The organism is Nocardia sp. CY41 (assembly GCF_009829325.1).
Taxonomy (GTDB): Bacteria; Actinomycetota; Actinomycetes; order Mycobacteriales; family Mycobacteriaceae; genus Nocardia.
Genome location: NZ_VUOS01000012.1, coordinates 32,751 through 51,624, shown reverse-complemented (window position 1 = coordinate 51,624; position 18,874 = coordinate 32,751). Strand labels below are relative to the sequence as shown.

Sequence of the window (18,874 nt, the reverse complement as noted above, 5' to 3'; positions counted from 1 at the left end):
GGCTGACACACAGGACGACCGCCGGTTGGGTCGTCCCAGTTACGCTGGCCAGGTTCGGTGCCCGCGACGGACGACCGAGGGTGTCTACGGAACCCGGTCTCACCGTCCCGACCTGGCACTCACAGGTCGAGAGTGCCAAAAGCATTTTTAGCACTCAAGGGTGGCGAGTGCAAGGTCCGCACCGGGTCAGGGCCGGTCGTCGACGCGAAGCACCAGCGCGACGAACGCGTCGGTGCGGCGTTCCTCCGGCGTGCGCGGCTCGCCGTCCTCCACGGTGACGAGTTCGGCGTCGTGCAGCAGCAGCTCCGCCTCCACCCGCATGATGGCGCGAATGAACGGCGGGGCGACGTCCGGCGGCAGGTCGCCGTTCACCACGTAGCTGCCGTCCGGTTGGGACTCGGTGGACACATACGAAAGCGCGCGCAGCAGATCTGCGCGCCGTTCCCCCGCTATTAGGTCGGAATCCATTTCATCCGCCATTGCTATAGCTTAGCCGCCAGCGGTTCACATCTCCGGCCAGACGATCCGCGCCACCCGCTTCGAACAGCAAAAGCAGAGGTCACGACGCCGCCGCACTGCCCGCCCGTACCTCGCCGCCGCGCCCGCCCGCCCGCGGCGGCGTAGATTCCGAGTGGACCATGATCAACCTCCTCCCGGAAGGGGACGCGGGTGGCCGACCTGCCGTTCGATTCGCTCTACCGGCACGGCTTCGCGCGGGTGGCGGTCGCGGTTCCCCGGGTACGGGTGGCCGACCCCGCCTACAACGTCGAGCAAACCGTGGAACTGGCCGCGCAGGCCGCGGCCGCGGGCGCCGTGCTGACGGTGTTCCCGGAGCTGGGACTGTCCGCTTACACCGCCGACGACCTGTTCCACCAAGACGCGTTGGACGCCGCGGTCGAAGCGGCGCTGGCCCGGCTCGTCGCGGCGAGCACGGACATCGACACGGTGCTCGTGGTGGGCGCCCCCGTGCGAGCCCAGCACCGGTTGTTCAACTGCGCGATCGCGATCTGCCGTGGCCTCGTGCTCGGCGTGGCGCCGAAGAGCTATCTGCCGAACTACCGGGAGTTCTACGAGAAGCGCCAGTTCGCGGCGGCGCGGGAGGCGCTGGAGGACCACGTCACCATCGCCGGGCACCGGGCACCGTTCGGATCCGACCTGCTGTTCCGCGCGAGCAACCTGGACGACTTCGTCTTCCATCTGGAGATCTGCGAGGACGGGTGGGTGCCGCTGCCGCCCAGCGGTTTCGCCGCGCTGGCGGGGGCGACCGTGCTGGTCAACCTGTCGGCCAGCAACATCGTGATCGGTAAGGCGGACTATCGGCGGTCGCTGTGCACGTCGCATTCGGCGCGCTATCTCGCGGCCTACCTGTACTCCGCCGCGGGAACCGGCGAGTCGACCACCGACCTCGCCTGGGACGGCCAGGCGCTGATCTGCGAGAACGGCGACCTGCTCGCGGAGGGCGAGCGGTTCCGCGACGATCCCCAGCTGATCACCGCCGACCTGGATCTGCGCCGCCTCGTCGCCGACCGGCTGCGCACCACCAGCTTCGCCGACAACGTGCACGACCACCGGGACCGGCTGACCGCGATGCGGCACATCGACGTGCGATTGCCGGTTCCGGAGGAGCCGGTCGCGCTGGAGCGCGAAATCGAGCGCTTCCCCTACGTCCCGGCCGACCCGGCCGTGCGCAACGAGCGCTGCGCCGAGGTGCACCACATCCAGGTGGAGGGCCTGAGCACGCGCTTGCGCGCCACCGGCACGCAGCACGTGGTGATCGGGGTGTCCGGCGGCTTGGACTCCACCCAGGCGCTGATCGTGGCCGCCAAGACGATGGACCGGCTCGGCCTGCCGCGCTCGAACGTGCTGGCCTACACCATGCCCGGCTTCGCGACCAGCACCAGGACCAGGACCGACGCGCATCGCCTGATGGCCGCCCTCGGCGTCACCGCGCGCGAGATCGACATCAGCGCCTCGGCGACGCAGATGCTGCGCGACCTCGGCCACCCGGCCGCCGACGGGGCGCCGGTCTACGACATCACCTACGAGAACGTCCAGGCGGGTGAGCGCACCTCGCATCTTTTCCGGCTGGCCAACATGCATCGCGCGCTCGTGGTGGGCACCGGCGACCTCAGCGAACTCGCGCTGGGCTGGTGCACGTTCGGCGTCGGCGACCATATGGCGCACTACAGCGTGAACGCGTCGGTGCCCAAGACGCTGATCAAGTACCTGATCGCCTGGGCGGTGGACACCGAGCAGTTCGGCCCCGAGGCGAACGAGGTGCTGTCGTCGATTCTGCGCACCGAGATCTCACCCGAGCTGATCCCGCACGAGGACTCCTCCGCGCCCGCCCAGAGTTCGGAGGCCACGGTCGGCCCGTACGAACTGCAGGACTTCCACCTCTATTACCTGTTGCGCTTCGGCTATCGGCCCAGCCGCGTCGCCTATCTGGCTCGGCATGCCTGGTCGGATGCCGCGACCGGCCGCTGGCCCGACCTCGTCCCCGCCGACCAGCGCAACGCCTACGACCTCGCCACGATCAAACATTGGCTGGGCGAGTTCCTGCTCCGCTTCGTGCAGACCAGCCAGTTCAAGCGCTCGACGCTGCCGAACGCGCCCAAGGTCGGCTCCGGCGGTTCGCTCTCCCCGCGCGGCGACTGGCGCGCGCCCAGCGACGCGTCCGCGACAGCCTGGCTGGAGGAGCTCGCCGCCAACGTGCCGGATGCCTGACCGTCGCAGCGTCCGACGCCCGTGAAACGGCCGGACGCGCGCTGCTTATGGTGGCTGCGTGAGTGAGAAACCCGGCTGGGATGCGATCGACGGGGCGTTGCGGCCGCTGTACGGCGATATCGAGCCCTTCCATTGGGCGTCCGACCACCCGTGGTCGCTGGGCGGTTCCGACCCGCTCGACGGAATCAGCGCCTACTCCCGCACCGATCCGGTGCCGCACTGGCATTACGTCAGCTACGGGATGACCGAGCTGTACGAGAAGGAGTGGGACAACCCGGCCGAGTCCGGCTGGGGCTTCGAATTCACCTTCCGGCTGGCGCGCGGGCTCGCGGACACCGAACCACCCGCTTGGCCTGCGAATTTCATGCAGAACCTCGGCCGCTACGTCTTCCAATCCGGCAAGTGGTTCGAACCGGGACACACCATCAAGACGAACGGACCGATCGCGGCCGACCACGCGGACTGCACCATTCACGCCGTCTGCTTCACGACCGACCCGGAACTGGGCGCCATCGACAGCAGGCACGGCCGCGTGCGGTTCCTGCAGATCGTCGGACTGACCATGCCGGAATATCGCGCGGCGCAGGGCGGACGGGCGCTCGCGCTGCTCGCCGAGCTGGAACCGCGACTACCCTTGTACTTCACCGACATCCGGCGCGAACCGCTGGTCTCCGAGCCGAAGCCACAGGCCCGCTGGCCCCGGTGGGGCGGCGGCCTGGCCGGGCGAGGGTGATCAGGCCGCTCGATAGAGCGGCGCGATCCGGCGCGGCCCGCGGACACCGGCTCCCCGAGTGCGCAGCGCCCGGCGGTGACGCGCTCGCGCGGCGTGCGCCCCACGAATCCCCTTGACGACGTTGCGGAGCCGGTGACCGGCGCTCGTTCGCCGGACCGCGCCGATCAGGAGCAAGGGCACCGCGAGTGCGATCCGCGCACGAAACTTCCCGCCGCCCATGTCGAATCAGGATTTCTCCGCCGTGATGGACGCGAGCAGCTCGCCCAGATGCGTTTCGACGCCGGCCTTGTCGACGCCGAGATCGCTGAGCAGACCGGCGCCGTTCTCCTGCTCCAGCAGGGCGAGCAGGATGTGCTCAGTGCCGATGTAGTTGTGTCCCAGCCGAAGCGCCTCACGGAAGGTGAGTTCCAAGACCTTCTTGGCCTCGGCGCCGAAGGGAACGAGCGCCGGGACGTCCCCCTCGCTCGGCGGCAGAGACGCGGCGGCCGCGGCGGAGAGGACGTCGACGGCCACGCCGTGGTGGACGAGTTCGTGCACGGCGAGCCCCTCCGGTTCGGTGAGCAGGCCGAGCACCACGTGCCCGATCGAGATCTCGCGGTTGCCCGCGCTGCGCGCCGCCTCCTGTGCCGCCATCACCACCGCGCGCGCCCGCGGGGTGAAACGGGCGAAGCCCGCGTTCGGGTCCATGGCCGCCGCGGCGCCCGGTTCGGGCACTTTGGGCACGAACCGCTTCTGCGCGGCCTGCTTGGTGACGCCCATGCTGGCGCCGATGTCGGTCCAGGAGGCGCCGGAGCGGCGGGCTTGGTCCACGAAGTGGCCGATCAGGTGATCGGCCACTTCGCCGAGGTGATTGGCCACGACGACGGCGTCGGACAGCTGGTCGAGCACGTTGTCGGGACGGGCTTTCTTGATGCCGTCGATCAGGTCGTCGAGGCGGAATTGTGAAGTCATGCGTCAACCATAGGTTGACGATGACGCATCGTCAACCATTGGTTGACGTTTCTTTCACAGGCGCGCCGACCAGGCCGCTCCGCGCACGATGCGCTCCTTGACCCACGCCGCCGTCCGTCCGGTCAGCACCGTGCGGGCCGGTGCATCGTCGGCGTGCACGACCTGCACGACGCCGTCCCGGCGGCCGAGGCTCAGGCACTGCAGGACATACCGGAAGCGGAGATCCCCCGGCGCGCGACCGCGCATCCGGGCGACGGCGGCATCGGCCGCGTGCTTGCCGGTGGGTAACGCCGTGGCGCACGCCATGCGCAGATCGCGTCCGCCCGGCCCGGCCACGACGGCGGCGTCACCCGCGGCGAAGATGTCCGGATGCGAGGCCGATTGCAGCGTGGCGTCGGTCAGGACCCTCCCGTCGGAATCCACCGCCAGACCGGAGCGCGCGGCGAGGTCCGGCACCCGGAAACCGGTGGTCCACACCGTCGCCGCGGCCTCGACCAGGGAACCGTCGGCCAAGCGCGGACCTTCGGGCGTCACCTCGATCACCTTTGCCCCGGACCGGATCTCGACCCCGAGACGCTCCAGCTTCCGCTCGATGTGCGCCTGCGCCCGCGACGACAGCCAGGCGCCGGGCTCCTCCGACCCGAGCAGCAGCACCCGGGTCCCCGGCTGCGATTCGGCGAGTTCCGCCGCGAGTTCGATGCCGGTCGCCCCCGCGCCGACGATCGCCACCGGCCCGGCAGGCGCGGACAGGTCGGCCAGATCTTCCTGCGTCGCAACGCGGTAGGCGTGTTCGGCGACGCCGGGCACGCTCTCGACGTCGGCGACGCTGCCGAGGGCATAGATCAGCGTGTCGTAGTCGAGGGCGGGCGCCGCGTCGAGCACCACACGCTTCGCGACCGCGTCGATCTCCGTCGCCAGGCCGCGGACGAAGCGAATCCCTTTGCTTTCCAGAGCGTCCCGCAGATCCCAGCTGGGAGTATCCTGCCCGGCCGCCCGCTGGTGCAGTCGCACGCGTTCGACGAACGTCGCGTGGGCGTCCACCACAGTGACCTGCGCGTCCCGCGCCGTGCGAACCAGTCGGCGGGCCGCCGCCAGCCCCGCGTACCCGGCGCCGAGAACGACGATCCGATGCTGTCCGGTCATGATGTGGCTCCTTTCGATCGGCCATCACCCTTCAGACCGGACAGGCCCCCGATTCCTGACAGACCTGGTCCGTGAAGCGAGTCACAGGGGACGGCGACGGTCCGCCGCTGCGCTCACCACGCCATCCGACCCACCCGTAGCTGCGAGATAGGTCAGCTTGTCCGGGTTGACGATCAGCCGCAGCGCGGTTACCACGCCGTCGGCCACATCGATCCCCACCACGAGCAGCGGCGCTCCGTCCACCCGCGCGACCGCGGCGGGCGCACCGTTGACCTCTTCCACGAGCAGCCGCATCCCCGGCACCGCCCAGCGCATCAGGCCCGCCAGGTACCGCGCCACCTGCTTCGCGCCGTGTACCGGCCGCCGCGCGGCGTTGATCTTGCCGTCGCCGTCGGCCGTCGCGGTCACGTCGGCGGCGAGCATCCGTTCCAGCGCCGCGATGTCACCGTCGCGCGCCGCCTTCAGGAAGCGTTCGATCAGTTCGCGGGCATGGTCGGGCGGAATGCCGAAGCGGGGACGGCCTTCTCGCACGTGCCTGCTCGCCCGGCGGAAGATCTGCTGCGAGTTCGACTCGGTGACCTCGAGCATGTCGGCGATCTCGCGGTGGGCGTAGCCGAATGCCTCGCGCAGCACGAAGACCGCGCGCTCGACCGGGGTCAGCCGTTCCAGCGCGGTCAGCAGCGCGAGGGAGACCTGTTCGCGCTCTTCGACGGTCTCCAGCGGGCCGAGCTCGCCGCGCGCGGTCGGCACCGGCTCGGGCAGCCACGGTCCGACGTAGCTCTCCCGCCTGGCCCGCGCCGAAACCAGCCAGGTGCGGCAGATATTCACCAGCGCCGTGGTCAACCACGCCTCGGCGGAACGGATACTGCCGCGGTCGGCCCCGTCCCACCGCAAATACGTCTCCTGCACCGCGTCCTCGGCCTCACCAGCCGAGCCGAGCATTCGATAGGCGAGCGCGAACAACCGCGGTCGATGCCCCTCGAATTCCCGCAATGCGTCCGGCTCCATACGCACCTTCCTCCACCCGCCCGACGGATATGACCGTACCGCTCACAGCGGAGGGTGCGGGGGCGCCGGTGCGCCGATCCGACGACCCGATCCGACGACAGGGCGCGGCAGCCGCCGGTCCGGAAGCCGCCGCCAGAGCTACGCGCTAGAGTTCCGCACTCGGCGGCCGACCACCGTTCTGGCGTTGTTTCGCCCCAGGTCGGCGCAGCCGCAGACGTGCGGAGCCACGAATCGCCGGACGCGGGAGGGCCGGACGGCGGATGGCCGGGCGCCGGATCGCGGGCAGCCGCCGGTCCGCACGTCGCTGCGCACGCCGCTCGGCCGGTTTGTGTGTCCAAGTCTCCGGACGCGCGGCCACCCAGCGCTGGGAATGCCAGGCGAACGGAATGTGGCCCAGATACAGCGCGACCAGCACCAGCAGCAGCACGATCGGATAGGTGACCAGGGCGGCCGCGGCGAGCGCGACCAGCACCAGCAGCCCGGCCGCGGCCTGCGGCGCGACCGACACCGATTTCATCGCCAGCGTCGGAATGGTGCTGACTGCCAGCGCGGCCGCGAACACCGTCCACGCCGCCACCTCGTAGAAGCCGACCCACCAGCCGTCGCCGAACTGCACGAACAACGCCACCGGCACCATCGCGATGAGCGCGGCGGCCGGGGCGGGCACTCCCACGAAGTACTCCCGCGCCCAGTCCGGCCGGGTGTCGTCGTCCATCAGGGTGTTGAACCGCGCCAGCCGCAGCACGAGGCTGACCGCGAACAGCAGGGCGACGATCCAGCCCACGCTGTTGCTGCTGAGCAGGGTCACGTACAGGACCAGCGCCGGGGCGACGCCGAAAGAGATGGCATCCGACAGCGAGTCCAGTTCGGCGCCCATCTTCGTGGTGGCGTCGAGCATCCTGGCCAGTCTGCCGTCGAGGGTGTCCAGCACGGCCGCAGCGCCGATCATGGCCAGCGCGATGCCGAGTTGGCCGTCGAGGCCGAATTTCACCGCCGACAGTCCCGAGCACAGCGCCAGGATGGTGACGATGCTGGGCAGCAGCCGGACACTGCGCCGCCTGCGCCGCTGGGTGGGTGCCGCCGCTTCCATCAGGCGTCAGCGGGTGAGCCGAGCACGGCGAGCACGGTCTCGCCGCCGATGGTGCGCTGGCCGGGCTGTACGAGCAGTTCGGTGCCCGCCGGGAAATAGGTGTCGACCCGCGAGCCGAAGCGGATCAGGCCGTAGGTGTCGGCGATGGTCAGCACGTCGCCGACCTGGGCGTCGCAGACGATCCGGCGCGCGAGCAGCCCGGCGATCTGCACCACCACGACCTGGCTGCCGTCCGGGGTCTCCAGCAGCATGCTGTTGCGCTCGTTGACCGAACTCGCCTCCGGCAGGTCAGCGGAACGGAATTGGCCGGGCTGGTGCTGCACCGCGCGCACGATGCCGGAGACCGGCGTGCGCTGCACGTGGACGTCCAGGACGGACAGGAAGATGCTGACCCGCGGCAGCGGCGCGTCACCGAGACCCAGTTCGGCGGGAGGAGCGGCGGTATCGACCAAGGCGATCTCGCCGTCGGCGGGGGCGACGACGACGCCTGGCCGGTTGGGCGGCACGCGATGCGGGTGGCGGAAGAAGGTCGCGCAGGCCGCCGCGGCGAACAATCCCGTGCGCCGCACCCATTTGCGCTTGCCGCCTACGACGGCGACCGCCAAGGGTGCGGCGACGAACGGGAGCCCGGCGGGATGCAACGGAGGGATCGCGTTGCGGACCAGGTCGACGACGTGGCCGACTCCGGTGCGTTCAGGCGTGCCGGGCGGGGTGGGACGGCGGGCCACAGGCTCCTCTTTCGTGCTCGATGCAAACGGTTCGCGCCACTTCAACGATAGGACCGGCGCAAGCGTTCACACCTTACGGGAAAGGAGCCCGTGGCACGCGAGGTCACGACCTGACTCGGGCCCCCGTGACCAGTCGAACCAGGAACAGCAGGATCACCGCCCCGCCGAGGCAGGTGAAGAAGCTGAACCAGAGGCCGCCGCCCTCGACGTCGACGCCGAGCAGCTTCAGCAGGAACCCACCGAGCAGACCGCCGACTATGCCGACGACGATATTGAGCAGGATGCCCTGTTGGGCGTCCGTCTTCATGACCTTGCTGGCGATCCATCCGGCAAGACCGCCGATGATGATCCATCCGATAATCCCGAGACCGAGCATTGTGTCCTCGCATCCTAGTTGGGCCACGCCTCGTACAGCAGTGGCGTGCGAGGACGTGATACCCACCGATTGTCGGAATACGCGCGGCAGATGAGCGACTTTCAAGCTAATATGAGGAAGCCTCATGTCTATCCGCTAATGGGCAGTGGCTGATGAGGGACCGATTTCGATGCTTCGGGGAAACCCGGCGGCGCCGCCGCAGGTACATAGGAGACGCAGATGGCTGCTCGAATCGCCCAGACCACCGGAGCTGAGCACACGGCGATCCTCGGGCTCGGCGTTTACCGCCCTGCCCGCGTGGTCACCAACGACGAGGTGGCGGGTCCGATCAACTCGAGCGACGAGTGGATCAGGACCAGGTCGGGCATCAAGACCCGGCGGTTCGCCGACGATTCGGAAACGATTCAGAGCATGAGCGTCGCCGCCGCGCGCGGCGCGCTGGAATCGTCCGGCATCGCGGTCGACCAAGTCGATTGCGTGATCGTTGCTACGTCCACCCATCTGTTGCTGACGCCGGCCGCCGCGCCGCGCATCGCCACCGAACTGGGCATGAACGGCTCCGCTGCCTTCGACGTCTCGGCAGGCTGCGCCGGCTTCTGCCACTCGATCGCGCTGGCGTCGGACCTGATCCGGGCCGGCACCGCCCACCATGTCCTCGTGATCGGCGTGGAGAAACTGACCAACACGGTCAACCCGACCGACCGCTCCACCGCCTTCCTCTTCGCCGACGGCGCGGGCGCGGTGATCGTCGGCCCCTCCGACGAGCCGGGCATCGGACCCACCGTCTGGGGCTCCGACGGCACCCAGCACCACGCCATCCGCCAGGACAAGGACTGGATGGAGTACTTCCACGAGATCGATGAGAAGGGCCTGGACGCGGTGCGGCCCTACCTGGCCATGGAGGGCACCGCCGTGTTCCGGTGGGCCGCGCACTCGCTGGAGAAGGTGTGCCGCGACGCCATCGACCGCGCCGGCCTGTCCCCCGAAGACCTGGACGCGATGATCCCGCACCAGGCCAACGGCCGGATCATCGAGATCATGGCCCGGGTGCTGAAGCTGCCCGAGCACTGCGCGCTCGCCAACGACATCGAGGAGGCGGGCAATACCTCGGCCGCCTCGATCCCGCTGGCCATGGAGGCGCTGCTGCGCAAGGGTGAGTCGAAGCCGGGCGACACGGCATTGCTCATCGCGTTCGGCGCGGGCCTGTCCTACGCGGCTCAGGTCGTGACCCTGCCGAACTGGAAGTAACCCGACCGGCGAACGCCGTCGCTCGCGGTCGCTCGCCGCGGTGCCGAGCACGACTTCCCGTGCCACCACCGCGTCGAGCGCGCGTGCCGCGTACCGGGCTCAAGCGCCGGCTTCGACCGCCGTCTTGATGTTGCCGAGCGTCTCGTTCATGCCCCGCACCAGCGCTTCTTCGAACGGCTGCTCGCCGCCGAGCGCGGCATCGATCGCCCTGCGGGAGAACCAGGTGGTGCCGTTGGGCACGTCCCGCCGCTCGATCAGCCGGGTGCCGGACTCGGTGGGCTCCAAGGTGTAGCTCCACACCGTCCGGTTCTCGTTGACCCGGAAGGCGAAGGCCTGGTTCGGCTCGAACCGCACGATACGGGCGGTGGTCGGCCAGAACTTCTTGCCGTCGCGATTGAGATTGATCGTCCAGGTACCCGCCTTCAGCGAGCCGAGCGCCACCATGCGCACGCACTGCGGGCTGAACTCCGGCATCCGCCGCAGATCGGAGACCACCGCCCAGACCCGCTCCGGAGGTGCGGAGATGTCGATGCTGGCTTCGAGATTTTTCGGCAACGCTGCCTCCGGAGATCGAGCGACGGACCGACGGTCATCCGTCCGACCGCGCGGTGGAACGAGTCGCGCACATCTTAGACGGGAAGACAGTTGCGTCACATTTCCGCTACTCGTACACCGGCCGCTGTAATGATCGGCGGACAATAACAGATAGATCAAGCACAGACACTGCCTCCAACATTTCGGCGTACAACGTGAGGTGATCGGCCGTGAAACTGCGCTCCCTGCTACATCGGCGACCGGCGGACCGGGTTCCGCTACTGCCCGCCATCGAGCCCGCGGACGGGCGAATAGCGCGGGGCACGTCGGTATTCCCGCGGTACGCCCGTTCGGCCGCGCAAGAAGAACGCCTGGAGCGTCTGCTCACGCCGAGTGAGCTGGATCTCGTCTTGCATCATCGGTTCTGAGCCCTGCGCGAACGCCCACGACAGACGGCCCCGTGAGGCTCCATACTCGTCAGGTGACTTCACCCGCTGCTACGAAACCGGCCATCCTGAGCGTCGACGACGACCCGGGAGTCTCCCGGGCGGTGGTGCGCGACCTGCGGCGCCGTTACGGAGCCGACTACCGGATTCTGCGCGCGGAATCGGGAGCCCAAGCGCTCGACGCGCTGCGCGAGATGAAGCTGCGCGGGCAGCCCGTCGCGGTCTTGATCGCCGACTACCGGATGCCGGGCATGGACGGCATCGAATTCCTGGAGCAGGCGATGGACCTGCATCCCTACGCGCGCCGTGTGCTGCTGACCGCCTACGCCGACACCAACGCCGCGATCGACGCGATCAACGTCGTCGACCTGGACCATTACCTGCTCAAGCCGTGGGACCCGCCGGAGGAGAAGCTCTACCCGGTGCTGGACGGGTTGCTGGACGCCTGGCGCAGCAGCGAACATCGGCCCGTCACCGAAACCAAGGTGATCGGCAACCGCTGGTCGCCGCGGTCCTCGCAGGTGCGGGAATTTCTCGCGCGCAATCAGCTGCCCTACCGGTGGTACCTGGCCGACGAGCCGGAGGGCGCGCGGTTGCTGGAGGCGGCGGGGGCCGACCCCGACCGCTGCCCGGTGGTGATCACCTCCGCGGGCGAGGCGCTCGTGCAGCCCTCCGACAGCGAACTGGCGCACAACGTGGGCCTGACCGTCGATCCGGCGGGCGAGTTCTACGACCTGATCGTGGTCGGCGGCGGTCCCGCCGGTCTCGGCGCGGCGGTCTACGGCGCGTCCGAGGGGCTGCGCACCGTGCTGGTCGAGCGGACGGCCACCGGCGGACAGGCGGGGCAGAGTTCGCGCATCGAGAACTATCTCGGCTTCCCCGACGGCCTGTCGGGCGCGCAGCTGGCCGACCGAGCCCGGCGGCAGGCAGCGAAGTTCGGCGCCGAGGTGATCACCACGCGCGAGGTGGTGGGGCTGGAGGTCAACGGGTCCGCGCGCACCGTGCGGTTCGCCGACGGCGGCCGCCTGTGCGCGCACACCGTGATCATCGCGACCGGCGTCGACTATCGCCGCCATCCGGCCCCGGGCGTCGACGACTTCACCGGGCGCGGCGTCTACTACGGTTCGGCCATGACCGAGGCGTCGGAGTGCGCCGATCACGAGGTCTACATCGTGGGCGGAGCGAACTCCGCGGGCCAGGCCGCGGTGTTCCTGTCCCGCAACGCGCGCACCGTGCACTTGGTGGTCCGGGCGGATTCGCTGGAACAGTCGATGTCGCACTACCTCATCCAGCAGATCGCGCAGATCCCGAACATCGAGGTGCACACCAACACCGAGGTGGTCGCCGTCGACGGTGACGACCACCTGCGGCAGATCGTGCTGCGCGACAACCGGACGGGCGCCGAGGAGAAGGCCGACGCGGAGCGGCTGTTCCTGTTCATCGGCGCGGCGCCGCAGACCGATTGGCTCGACGGCGTGGTCACCCGGGACAGCGCCGGATACGTGCTCGCCGGACCGGACCTGATGGTCGACGGGGCGCGCCCCACCGGCTGGGAACTGTCCCGGCCACCGCATCATCTCGAGACGAGCGTCCCTGGCGTGTTCGTGGCGGGCGACGTGCACGCCGAATCGGCCAAGCGCGTCGCCTCCGCCGTGGGTGAGGGCGCCATGGCCGTCATGCTCGTGCACCGCTACCTCGCGTGACCAGGAGACCGCAGATGACTTCCAACCAGACCGCCGACCGCAGCAGCCGGTCGGTGTGCGATCCCGCCGAACTGCGCAGCCTGTTCCTGTTCGAGAAGCTGAACGACGAGCAGCTGGACTGGCTGTGCGCCGACGGACGGATCGAGACCATCGAACCGGGCGTGGTCTTCCGCGAGGGCGATCCGGCCACCTGCTTCTACGTGCTGATGGACGGTGAGGTGGTGCTCACCAAACAGTCCGGCGGCACGGAGATCGAGCTGGTGCGCACCGAGCACCGCGGCGCCTACGCCGGCGCCTGGATGTCCTACATCGGCGACAAGGTCGAGCAGACCTACAACGGCACGATGCAGGTGACGCGCCCGTCGCGGTTCTACGTGCTCGACGCCGGCGTCTTCGCCCGGATGATGCACGAGTGGTTCCCGATGGCCGTGCACCTGCTGGAGGGCGTGTTCTTCGGCAATCGCAACACCAACGCGCGCATCGGCGAACGGGAACGGCTGCTGGCGCTCGGTTCGCTGTCGGCGGGCCTGACCCATGAGCTGAACAACCCGGCCGCCGCCGCGGTGCGCGCCACCTCGGGCCTGCGCGAGCGGGTCGCCGGCATGCGGCACAAGCTCGCCATGATGGCGGAAGGCAAGTTCGATCCGTCGTCGTTGGGCGCGCTGGTGCGCCTGCAGGAGGAGGCGGCCGCCCAGGTCGCGAAGGCGCCGGAACTCACGCCTCTGGAAGCTGCCGACCGCGAGGATCTGCTCGGGGAATGGCTCGAGGAGCACGGAATCGGCGACGGCTGGAACCTCGCGCCGAACTTCGTGCAGGCCGGATTCGACACCGACTGGCTGGAACGGGTGGCCGCCACCCTGGAGGGCTCGCCGGAGCAGGTGTTCCAAGGGGCGATCCGCTGGCTGAACTACACCATCGAGACCGAGCTGCTGATGAACGAGATCGCCGACTCGACGACCCGGATCTCGTCGCTGGTCGGGGCGGCGAAGCAGTACTCGCAGATGGACCGTGCGCCGTTCCAGGTGGTCGACATCCACGAACTGCTGGACAGCACGCTGGTGATGCTCAGCCGCAAGATCGGCGACGGCGTGCACGTGGTCAAGGAGTACGACCGGACGCTGCCGCAGGTGCCGTGCTTCGCGGCCGAACTCAACCAGGTGTGGACCAACCTGATCGACAACGCGGTGTACGCGATGAACGGCGAGGGTACGCTGACCATCCGCACCAGGCACGAGAACGATTGCGCGGTCGTGGAGATCGGCGACACCGGGCCGGGCATCGCACCGGAGGCCCGTAACCGGATCTTCGAACCGTTCTTCACCACCAAGCCGATGGGCGAGGGCACCGGCCTCGGGCTGGATATCTCGTTCCGCATCGTGGTCAACAAGCACAACGGCGACATCCGGGTGGACTCCGAGCCGGGCGACACCAAGTTCACCGTCTGGCTGCCGCTGCACCGCCCCGACCAGGAGCCTGTCGCCGCCACAGAAACGGAAGGGCTGTCATGACCGAGCAAGTCGCGGGCATCGACCCCGCGGTACCACCCAGCGGCCCGGGCTGCCTGGAGTGCGAGCAGAACTCCGGCTGGTGGGTGCATCTGCGCCGCTGCGCCCAGTGCGGGCACGTCGGCTGCTGCGACACCTCGCCCGCACAGCACGCCACCGCGCATGCCGAGAGCACCGGTCATCCGTTCATCCAGAGTTTCGAACCGGGCGAGGACTGGTTCTACAACTTCGAGACCGGGGAGATGTACAGCGGCGGACCGGAATTGGCGCCACCGCGCAGTCACCCCGCGGACCAGGGCGTGCCCGGCCCGCGTGAACGGGTGCCCGCGGATTGGCAGGCACACATCCACTGAACCGGGAGAACCGGTACGCTGCTGCGGACGCCGGGCCTCCGGCACCACGATCCACCCGGGGAAAGCACGGTATGAAACGAACATCCGCCATCGTCCTGATCGCCGGGACGGTGGGTTTCCTGCTGGCAGGCTGCGGCGGAGGGGACGAGTCCACCGACGCGAACGGATTGCGCAAGGGCTCGACCGGCGTGACCACGTCCGCCTCGGCCCCGCGAACAACGACCGCTCCCGGCACCGCGGCGCCGAGCACCCCGTCGGACCCCGATACCCCGGCCACGACGAAACAGCGCGACTCCGCACTCGGTCCCGCGTCCAGCACCACCTGCGGCGAGTTCCGGAAGCTCGACAGCGACCAGGAGAAGGCGCTGATCGAGCAGATCCTGGTGGAGAACCCAGGTGGCCGGTTCGACGGCAGTCCTAACGTCGCGCTGGGCACGGCCAAGCTGGTGTGCCTGTCGCCGAGCGTCGCCGACACCTCGGTCGCGGTCGCGACCGGGATCGCGAAGAAATAACGGGCGATTCGTCGTCCGCGGCTTCTTCCGGGACGAGGAACCGTGACCGAGGGCGGCCCCGCGCGGCAGAATGGCACAGTGGCAGAACTGGCACTCACCGCCCGCCTGAATCCTTCGGCCGCCGACGCCCGGCGCGGGGTGGTCCGGCTGCATCCGGAAGCGCTGACCGCCCTCGGGTTGCGCGAATGGGACGGGATCATGCTGGTCGGATCCCGGCGCACGGCCGCGGTCGTCGGTGTCGCCCGTCCGGACACGCCCGCCGGAGTCGCCCTACTCGACGACGTCACGCTGTCCAACGCCGGACTGCGCGAGGATGCGACGGTGGTGATCTCCCCCGCCGTCGTCTACGGCGCGAAGCAGATCACGGTGAGCGGCTCGGTGCACGCCACCCGCACGATTCCGGCCGCGACGCTGCGGCAGGCGCTGCTCGGGAAGGTCGTCACCGTCGGCGACGCGGTCTCCCTGCTGCCGCGCGACCTCGGGCCCGACATCAGCTCCACGGCCGCAACCCAGGCGCTGTCGCGCACCTTCGGCATCGCCTGGACCACGGAGTTGCTCACCGTCACCGCCACCGATCCGCGCGGCCCGGTGAGCGTGCAGCCGAACACCGCCGTGGCGTGGGGCGCGGGCGCGGTGGCCGCGCGAGACGCACCGGCGGCGGCCGTGGCGTCGCTCGCGGCGGGCGAGGCGCCCGTGGGCTCGAACGGGGGCGGCGCGGCGACCCGCACAACGCCGCCGGGCGAGACACCGAGCATCTCGGTCGAAGATCTGGCGGGCGCGCGCAGCCAGGCCGCGAAGCTCACCGAATGGCTCAGTCTCGCGCTCGACGAGCCCGAATTGCTGCGCACGCTGGGTGCACGGCCCCACCTCGGTGTGCTGATCACCGGCCCGGCCGGTGTCGGCAAGGCCGCGCTGGCCCGCGCGGTCGCGGCGCCGCGGCGCGTGGTGGAACTGGACGGCCCCACCATCGGGGCGGCCGAGAGCGGGGCGCGGCTGCGCGAGGTCGCCGAGGCGGTGGCCGACATCGGCTGCGGCAAGGGCGGCGTCCTGCTGATCACCGACATCGACGCGCTGCTGCCCGCCGACGCCGAGCCGGTCGCCACCCTCATCCTGGACCAGTTGCGCGCCGCGATCGCCGAACCCTGCGTCGCGTTCCTGGCGACCACGGCGCACCCCGCCGGGATCGACCAGCGCCTGCGGGCGCCGGACCTGTGCGACCGCGAACTCGCGTTGCCGCTGCCCACCGCCGCCGTCCGCAAGGCCCTGCTGGAACAGTTGCTGCGCCGGGTGCCGACCGCAGAGCTGAAACTCGACGAGATCGCGGCGCGCACCCCTGGATTCGTGGTTTCCGACCTGGCGGCGCTGTGCCGGGAGGCTGCGCTGCGCGCGGCGTCGCGGGCCAGGGAGAACGGTGAGCCACAGCTCACCCAGCCCGACCTGCTCGGCGCGCTCGAGGTCATCCGGCCGCTGTCGCGCTCGGGTATGGAGGAACTCGCCATCGGCAGCCTGGGTCTCGACGACGTCGGCGATATGGCCGAAACCAAACAGGCACTGACCGAGGCGGTGCTGTGGCCGTTGCGTCACCCCGACTCCTTCGCCCGCCTCGGTATCGAGCCGCCGCGCGGGGTGCTGCTCTACGGCCCGCCCGGCTGCGGCAAGACCTTCCTGGTGCGGGCGCTGGCGGGCAGCGGTCAGCTCAGCGTGCACGCGGTCAAGGGCGCGGAGTTGCTGGACCGATGGGTCGGCTCGTCGGAGCGCGCGGTGCGCGAATTGTTCCAGCGCGCCCGTGATTCGGCGCCGTCGCTGATCTTCCTGGACGAGGTGGACGCCTTGGCGCCGCGTCGCGGGCAGAGCGCCGACGCGGGTGTCGGCGACCGGGTGGTCGCGGCGCTGCTCACCGAACTCGACGGCGTGGAGCCGCTGCGCGACGTGGTGGTGCTTGGCGCGACCAACCGGCCCGAGTTGATCGATCCGGCGCTGCTGCGCCCGGGCAGGCTCGAACGGCTCGTCTTCGTGCCGCCGCCGGACGCCGCCGCCCGGCGGGAGATCCTGCGCACCGCGGGCCGCGCGGTGCCGTTGGCCGACGACGTCGACCTCGACGCGCTCGCGGAGGAACTGGAGGGCTATTCCGCCGCCGACTGCGCGGCGCTGCTGCGCGAGTCCGCCCTCACGGCGATGCGCCGGGACGTGCACGCCGCCGATGTCACCGGGGCCGACGTGCTCGCCGCCCAAACGGTGGTACGGCCTTCGCTGGACCCGGCCCAGATCGACACGCTGCGCCGGTACGCGGAAAGTCGCGGATAGGCGGTCTCTCTCAGCCAATATCTGGTAAATCGGCTTATGCCGCATTTTCCCGCCTGAGACATTTTCGGGCGAATCGTCGGCAATCACAAGATCACGCCCGCGCCCCGGGTATGTTCGACAACCGTGCGCAGGGTCGGCGACATTGTCGACGCGATCACGGCCTTCACGGGAGCCGCGGTCGCGGGCGTCACGCTGTTCCTGCCGGTCACCGTCAGCACCAAAGGCCAGTCCACCTCCTATCGGATCGCCGGTCTGCTCAACAGCGTGCCGCGCAGCGCCGCGCTGGGCGTGATCGTCGCCGTGGCGATCGCCGTTCTGGTCGCCACCACCAAGCGGCCGTTGACCGGGTGGGCGACGGCGACGGCCGCCGCTCTCGCGCAGTTGCTCAATCATTTCGCCGGCCGCCATGGCCCCACGGCCGAGATGCTGACCACGCAGAACTACATCGACTCGATCTGCGCCGCGATACTGCTGGGCGGGCTGGGCGCGGTGGCGCTACGGCGGCCGCTGCCCGGCGCGGCGTTCGCCGTAGGTGGCGTCGGATTCTTCGGCTTCGGCGATCTCGCGGCCCTACTGAACATCAACGCGGATCCGTACGCGGTCCTGGAGACGCCGACGCGCTGGATGATCGGCGCGGCCCTGGCGCTGCTGGTGCTCAGCACCTTGCACAACTGGCGACGCACCGAGGAGCCGAAGACGCCACGGATGGCGATCGAGCTGCCGGTCACGCCGATCCTCGCCGCCATGGTGCTCGCGCTGGTGGTGCTGGCCGGCACCGAATGGCTGGGCCGCCAATACAGCAAACTGCCCGCGGAGAGTCACGGGGTCGAGATCGCGATCGTCGTCGCCGCGACGATCGTCAGCGCGACCGCGGCGGCCATGCTGCTGCCCGGCCGCGACGGCACCGGCGTGTACCTGGCCGTCAGCCTCACCGCGGCGGTCGACGCCGTGGGTTACGCGGTCCGGCCCGGCTGGACCTCCGCGGTGCTCATCGCGCTGACCGCGGCCGGACTGGCCGTGGGCGCCCGCATGCCTTCGACCGCGCTGGCCATCCTGCTTCTGGCAGGCATCTCGGTCTTCGCCCTGGTCACCTCGACGGCGGCGAGCACCGTCGCCTTCGCCGTGATCAGTGGGGTCATCGCATTGACCGCCGGGTACTGCTGCGGCACGGTGCGACCGCACTACGCGCCCAGCGGTGTGCTCGCGCTCACCGCGCTCTATCTTCCTTCGGCGGTGTCGGTGATGCCGGACCGGGTCAAGGACTGGCGCGACGATGTGGCGGTGCATGACGCGACGCCCGGCCGGACCGCGCTCGCCATCGTCATCGGGAGCGCTCTCGGGATCTTCATGCTGCGGAAATTGCGGCCGCGCAGCAAGCGGCAACCGAACGGGCAGCCGGAAAGCGAATCATTAGCGGACATATAGCCGAGAACCGGGCGGATGGCGTACGCCATACGCACTCCTACCGCGAGAAAAGCGCCCTTTCCGTAGGCTTGTCCCGGACACCCCGCCG

18 protein-coding genes are annotated in these 18,874 nt (G+C 69.8%); 10 read left to right on the top strand and 8 right to left on the bottom strand.

Annotated features, from left to right (window positions below; genetic code table 11):
- Positions 1-186 precede the first annotated feature (186 nt).
- Positions 187-480 (bottom strand): hypothetical protein, encoded by a 294-nt coding sequence (locus GVY64_RS13910; RefSeq protein ID WP_159841375.1) that lies wholly within the window; start codon positions 478-480, stop codon positions 187-189.
- Positions 481-669: 189 nt separating this feature from the next.
- On the opposite strand from GVY64_RS13910, the gene GVY64_RS13905 reads away from it, so the two are divergent.
- Positions 670-2,727 carry an NAD(+) synthase gene (locus tag GVY64_RS13905; protein ID WP_159841373.1) on the top strand — a complete coding sequence of 686 codons (2,058 nt, stop codon included), beginning with the start codon at positions 670-672 and terminating at the stop codon, positions 2,725-2,727.
- A 58-nt stretch (positions 2,728-2,785) separates the two neighbouring features.
- On the top strand, positions 2,786-3,460 hold the full coding sequence (locus GVY64_RS13900) for a suppressor of fused domain protein (RefSeq protein ID WP_159841371.1): 675 nt from the start codon (positions 2,786-2,788) through the stop codon (positions 3,458-3,460).
- Positions 3,461-3,685: 225 nt separating this feature from the next.
- Here GVY64_RS13900 and GVY64_RS13895 read toward each other — a convergent pair whose 3' ends face one another.
- From GVY64_RS13895 to GVY64_RS13870, 6 genes are all read right to left on the bottom strand, one after another.
- Positions 3,686-4,411 (bottom strand): Clp protease N-terminal domain-containing protein, encoded by a 726-nt coding sequence (locus GVY64_RS13895; RefSeq protein ID WP_159841369.1) that lies wholly within the window; start codon positions 4,409-4,411, stop codon positions 3,686-3,688.
- A gap of 54 nt (positions 4,412-4,465) precedes the next feature.
- A complete protein-coding gene (locus GVY64_RS13890; protein ID WP_159841367.1) occupies positions 4,466-5,554 on the bottom strand; it encodes an NAD(P)/FAD-dependent oxidoreductase in 1,089 nt (362 codons plus the stop codon).
- 81 nt (positions 5,555-5,635) lie between these two features.
- Complete coding sequence (locus GVY64_RS13885) at positions 5,636-6,562, bottom strand: RNA polymerase sigma-70 factor (RefSeq protein ID WP_159841365.1); 927 nt, start codon at positions 6,560-6,562, stop codon at positions 5,636-5,638.
- Between the two features lie 145 nt (positions 6,563-6,707).
- A complete protein-coding gene (locus GVY64_RS13880; RefSeq protein ID WP_159841363.1) occupies positions 6,708-7,652 on the bottom strand; it encodes a CDP-alcohol phosphatidyltransferase family protein in 945 nt (314 codons plus the stop codon).
- Positions 7,652-8,380: a phosphatidylserine decarboxylase gene (locus GVY64_RS13875; protein ID WP_159841361.1), complete on the bottom strand. Its 729-nt coding sequence runs from the start codon at positions 8,378-8,380 to the stop codon at positions 7,652-7,654. Before GVY64_RS13875 ends, GVY64_RS13880 begins: the two co-directional genes overlap by 1 nt.
- Positions 8,381-8,483: 103 nt before the next feature.
- The gene (locus GVY64_RS13870) at positions 8,484-8,756 is read right to left on the bottom strand and encodes a GlsB/YeaQ/YmgE family stress response membrane protein (RefSeq protein WP_159841359.1); all 273 of its coding nucleotides are present in this window, start codon (positions 8,754-8,756) and stop codon (positions 8,484-8,486) included.
- A 219-nt stretch (positions 8,757-8,975) separates the two neighbouring features.
- Between GVY64_RS13870 and GVY64_RS13865 the strand changes: the two genes are divergently transcribed.
- The gene (locus GVY64_RS13865) at positions 8,976-10,004 is read left to right on the top strand and encodes a beta-ketoacyl-ACP synthase III (protein WP_159841357.1); all 1,029 of its coding nucleotides are present in this window, start codon (positions 8,976-8,978) and stop codon (positions 10,002-10,004) included.
- A 99-nt stretch (positions 10,005-10,103) separates the two neighbouring features.
- Here the strand turns inward: GVY64_RS13865 and GVY64_RS13860 are convergent, their stop codons facing one another.
- Entirely contained in the window at positions 10,104-10,559 is a 456-nt protein-coding gene (locus tag GVY64_RS13860) for an SRPBCC family protein (protein ID WP_159841355.1), read from the bottom strand.
- A gap of 209 nt (positions 10,560-10,768) precedes the next feature.
- Here GVY64_RS13860 and GVY64_RS13855 point away from each other — a divergent pair, with 209 nt between their 5' ends.
- The 7 genes from GVY64_RS13855 to GVY64_RS13825 all read left to right on the top strand — a co-directional run bounded on the left by GVY64_RS13855 (position 10,769) and on the right by GVY64_RS13825 (position 18,786).
- Positions 10,769-10,966, top strand: coding sequence for a hypothetical protein (locus GVY64_RS13855; protein WP_159841353.1), 198 nt, complete (start codon positions 10,769-10,771; stop codon positions 10,964-10,966).
- Positions 10,967-11,019: 53 nt separating this feature from the next.
- The gene (locus GVY64_RS13850; RefSeq protein ID WP_159841351.1) at positions 11,020-12,687 is read left to right on the top strand and encodes an FAD-dependent oxidoreductase; all 1,668 of its coding nucleotides are present in this window, start codon (positions 11,020-11,022) and stop codon (positions 12,685-12,687) included.
- Positions 12,688-12,701: 14 nt separating this feature from the next.
- A complete protein-coding gene (locus GVY64_RS13845) occupies positions 12,702-14,195 on the top strand; it encodes an ATP-binding protein (protein ID WP_159841349.1) in 1,494 nt (497 codons plus the stop codon).
- Complete coding sequence (locus GVY64_RS13840) at positions 14,192-14,545, top strand: UBP-type zinc finger domain-containing protein (protein WP_159841347.1); 354 nt, start codon at positions 14,192-14,194, stop codon at positions 14,543-14,545. The genes GVY64_RS13845 and GVY64_RS13840 overlap by 4 nt, the downstream gene beginning before the upstream one ends.
- A gap of 71 nt (positions 14,546-14,616) precedes the next feature.
- On the top strand, positions 14,617-15,057 hold the full coding sequence (locus tag GVY64_RS13835; RefSeq protein ID WP_236566817.1) for a hypothetical protein: 441 nt from the start codon (positions 14,617-14,619) through the stop codon (positions 15,055-15,057).
- A gap of 78 nt (positions 15,058-15,135) precedes the next feature.
- Entirely contained in the window at positions 15,136-17,361 is a 2,226-nt protein-coding gene (locus GVY64_RS13830) for an AAA family ATPase (protein ID WP_159841345.1), read from the top strand.
- Positions 17,362-17,484: 123 nt separating this feature from the next.
- Positions 17,485-18,786 carry a hypothetical protein gene (locus GVY64_RS13825; RefSeq protein ID WP_159841343.1) on the top strand — a complete coding sequence of 434 codons (1,302 nt, stop codon included), beginning with the start codon at positions 17,485-17,487 and terminating at the stop codon, positions 18,784-18,786.
- The last annotated feature ends 88 nt before the right edge of the window (positions 18,787-18,874 follow it).

Coding starts and splice junctions, on each gene's coding strand:
- GVY64_RS13880 (WP_159841363.1), bottom strand. CDS start 7,652: ATGGAAGCGGCGGCACCCACCCAGCGGCGCAGGCGGCGCAGTGTCCGG.
- GVY64_RS13890 (WP_159841367.1), bottom strand. CDS start 5,554: ATGACCGGACAGCATCGGATCGTCGTTCTCGGCGCCGGGTACGCGGGG.
- GVY64_RS13865 (WP_159841357.1), top strand. CDS start 8,976: ATGGCTGCTCGAATCGCCCAGACCACCGGAGCTGAGCACACGGCGATC.
- GVY64_RS13895 (WP_159841369.1), bottom strand. CDS start 4,411: ATGACTTCACAATTCCGCCTCGACGACCTGATCGACGGCATCAAGAAA.
- GVY64_RS13885 (WP_159841365.1), bottom strand. CDS start 6,562: ATGGAGCCGGACGCATTGCGGGAATTCGAGGGGCATCGACCGCGGTTG.
- GVY64_RS13835 (WP_236566817.1), top strand. CDS start 14,617: ATGAAACGAACATCCGCCATCGTCCTGATCGCCGGGACGGTGGGTTTC.
- GVY64_RS13840 (WP_159841347.1), top strand. CDS start 14,192: ATGACCGAGCAAGTCGCGGGCATCGACCCCGCGGTACCACCCAGCGGC.
- GVY64_RS13845 (WP_159841349.1), top strand. CDS start 12,702: ATGACTTCCAACCAGACCGCCGACCGCAGCAGCCGGTCGGTGTGCGAT.
- GVY64_RS13910 (WP_159841375.1), bottom strand. CDS start 480: ATGGCGGATGAAATGGATTCCGACCTAATAGCGGGGGAACGGCGCGCA.
- GVY64_RS13870 (WP_159841359.1), bottom strand. CDS start 8,756: ATGCTCGGTCTCGGGATTATCGGATGGATCATCATCGGCGGTCTTGCC.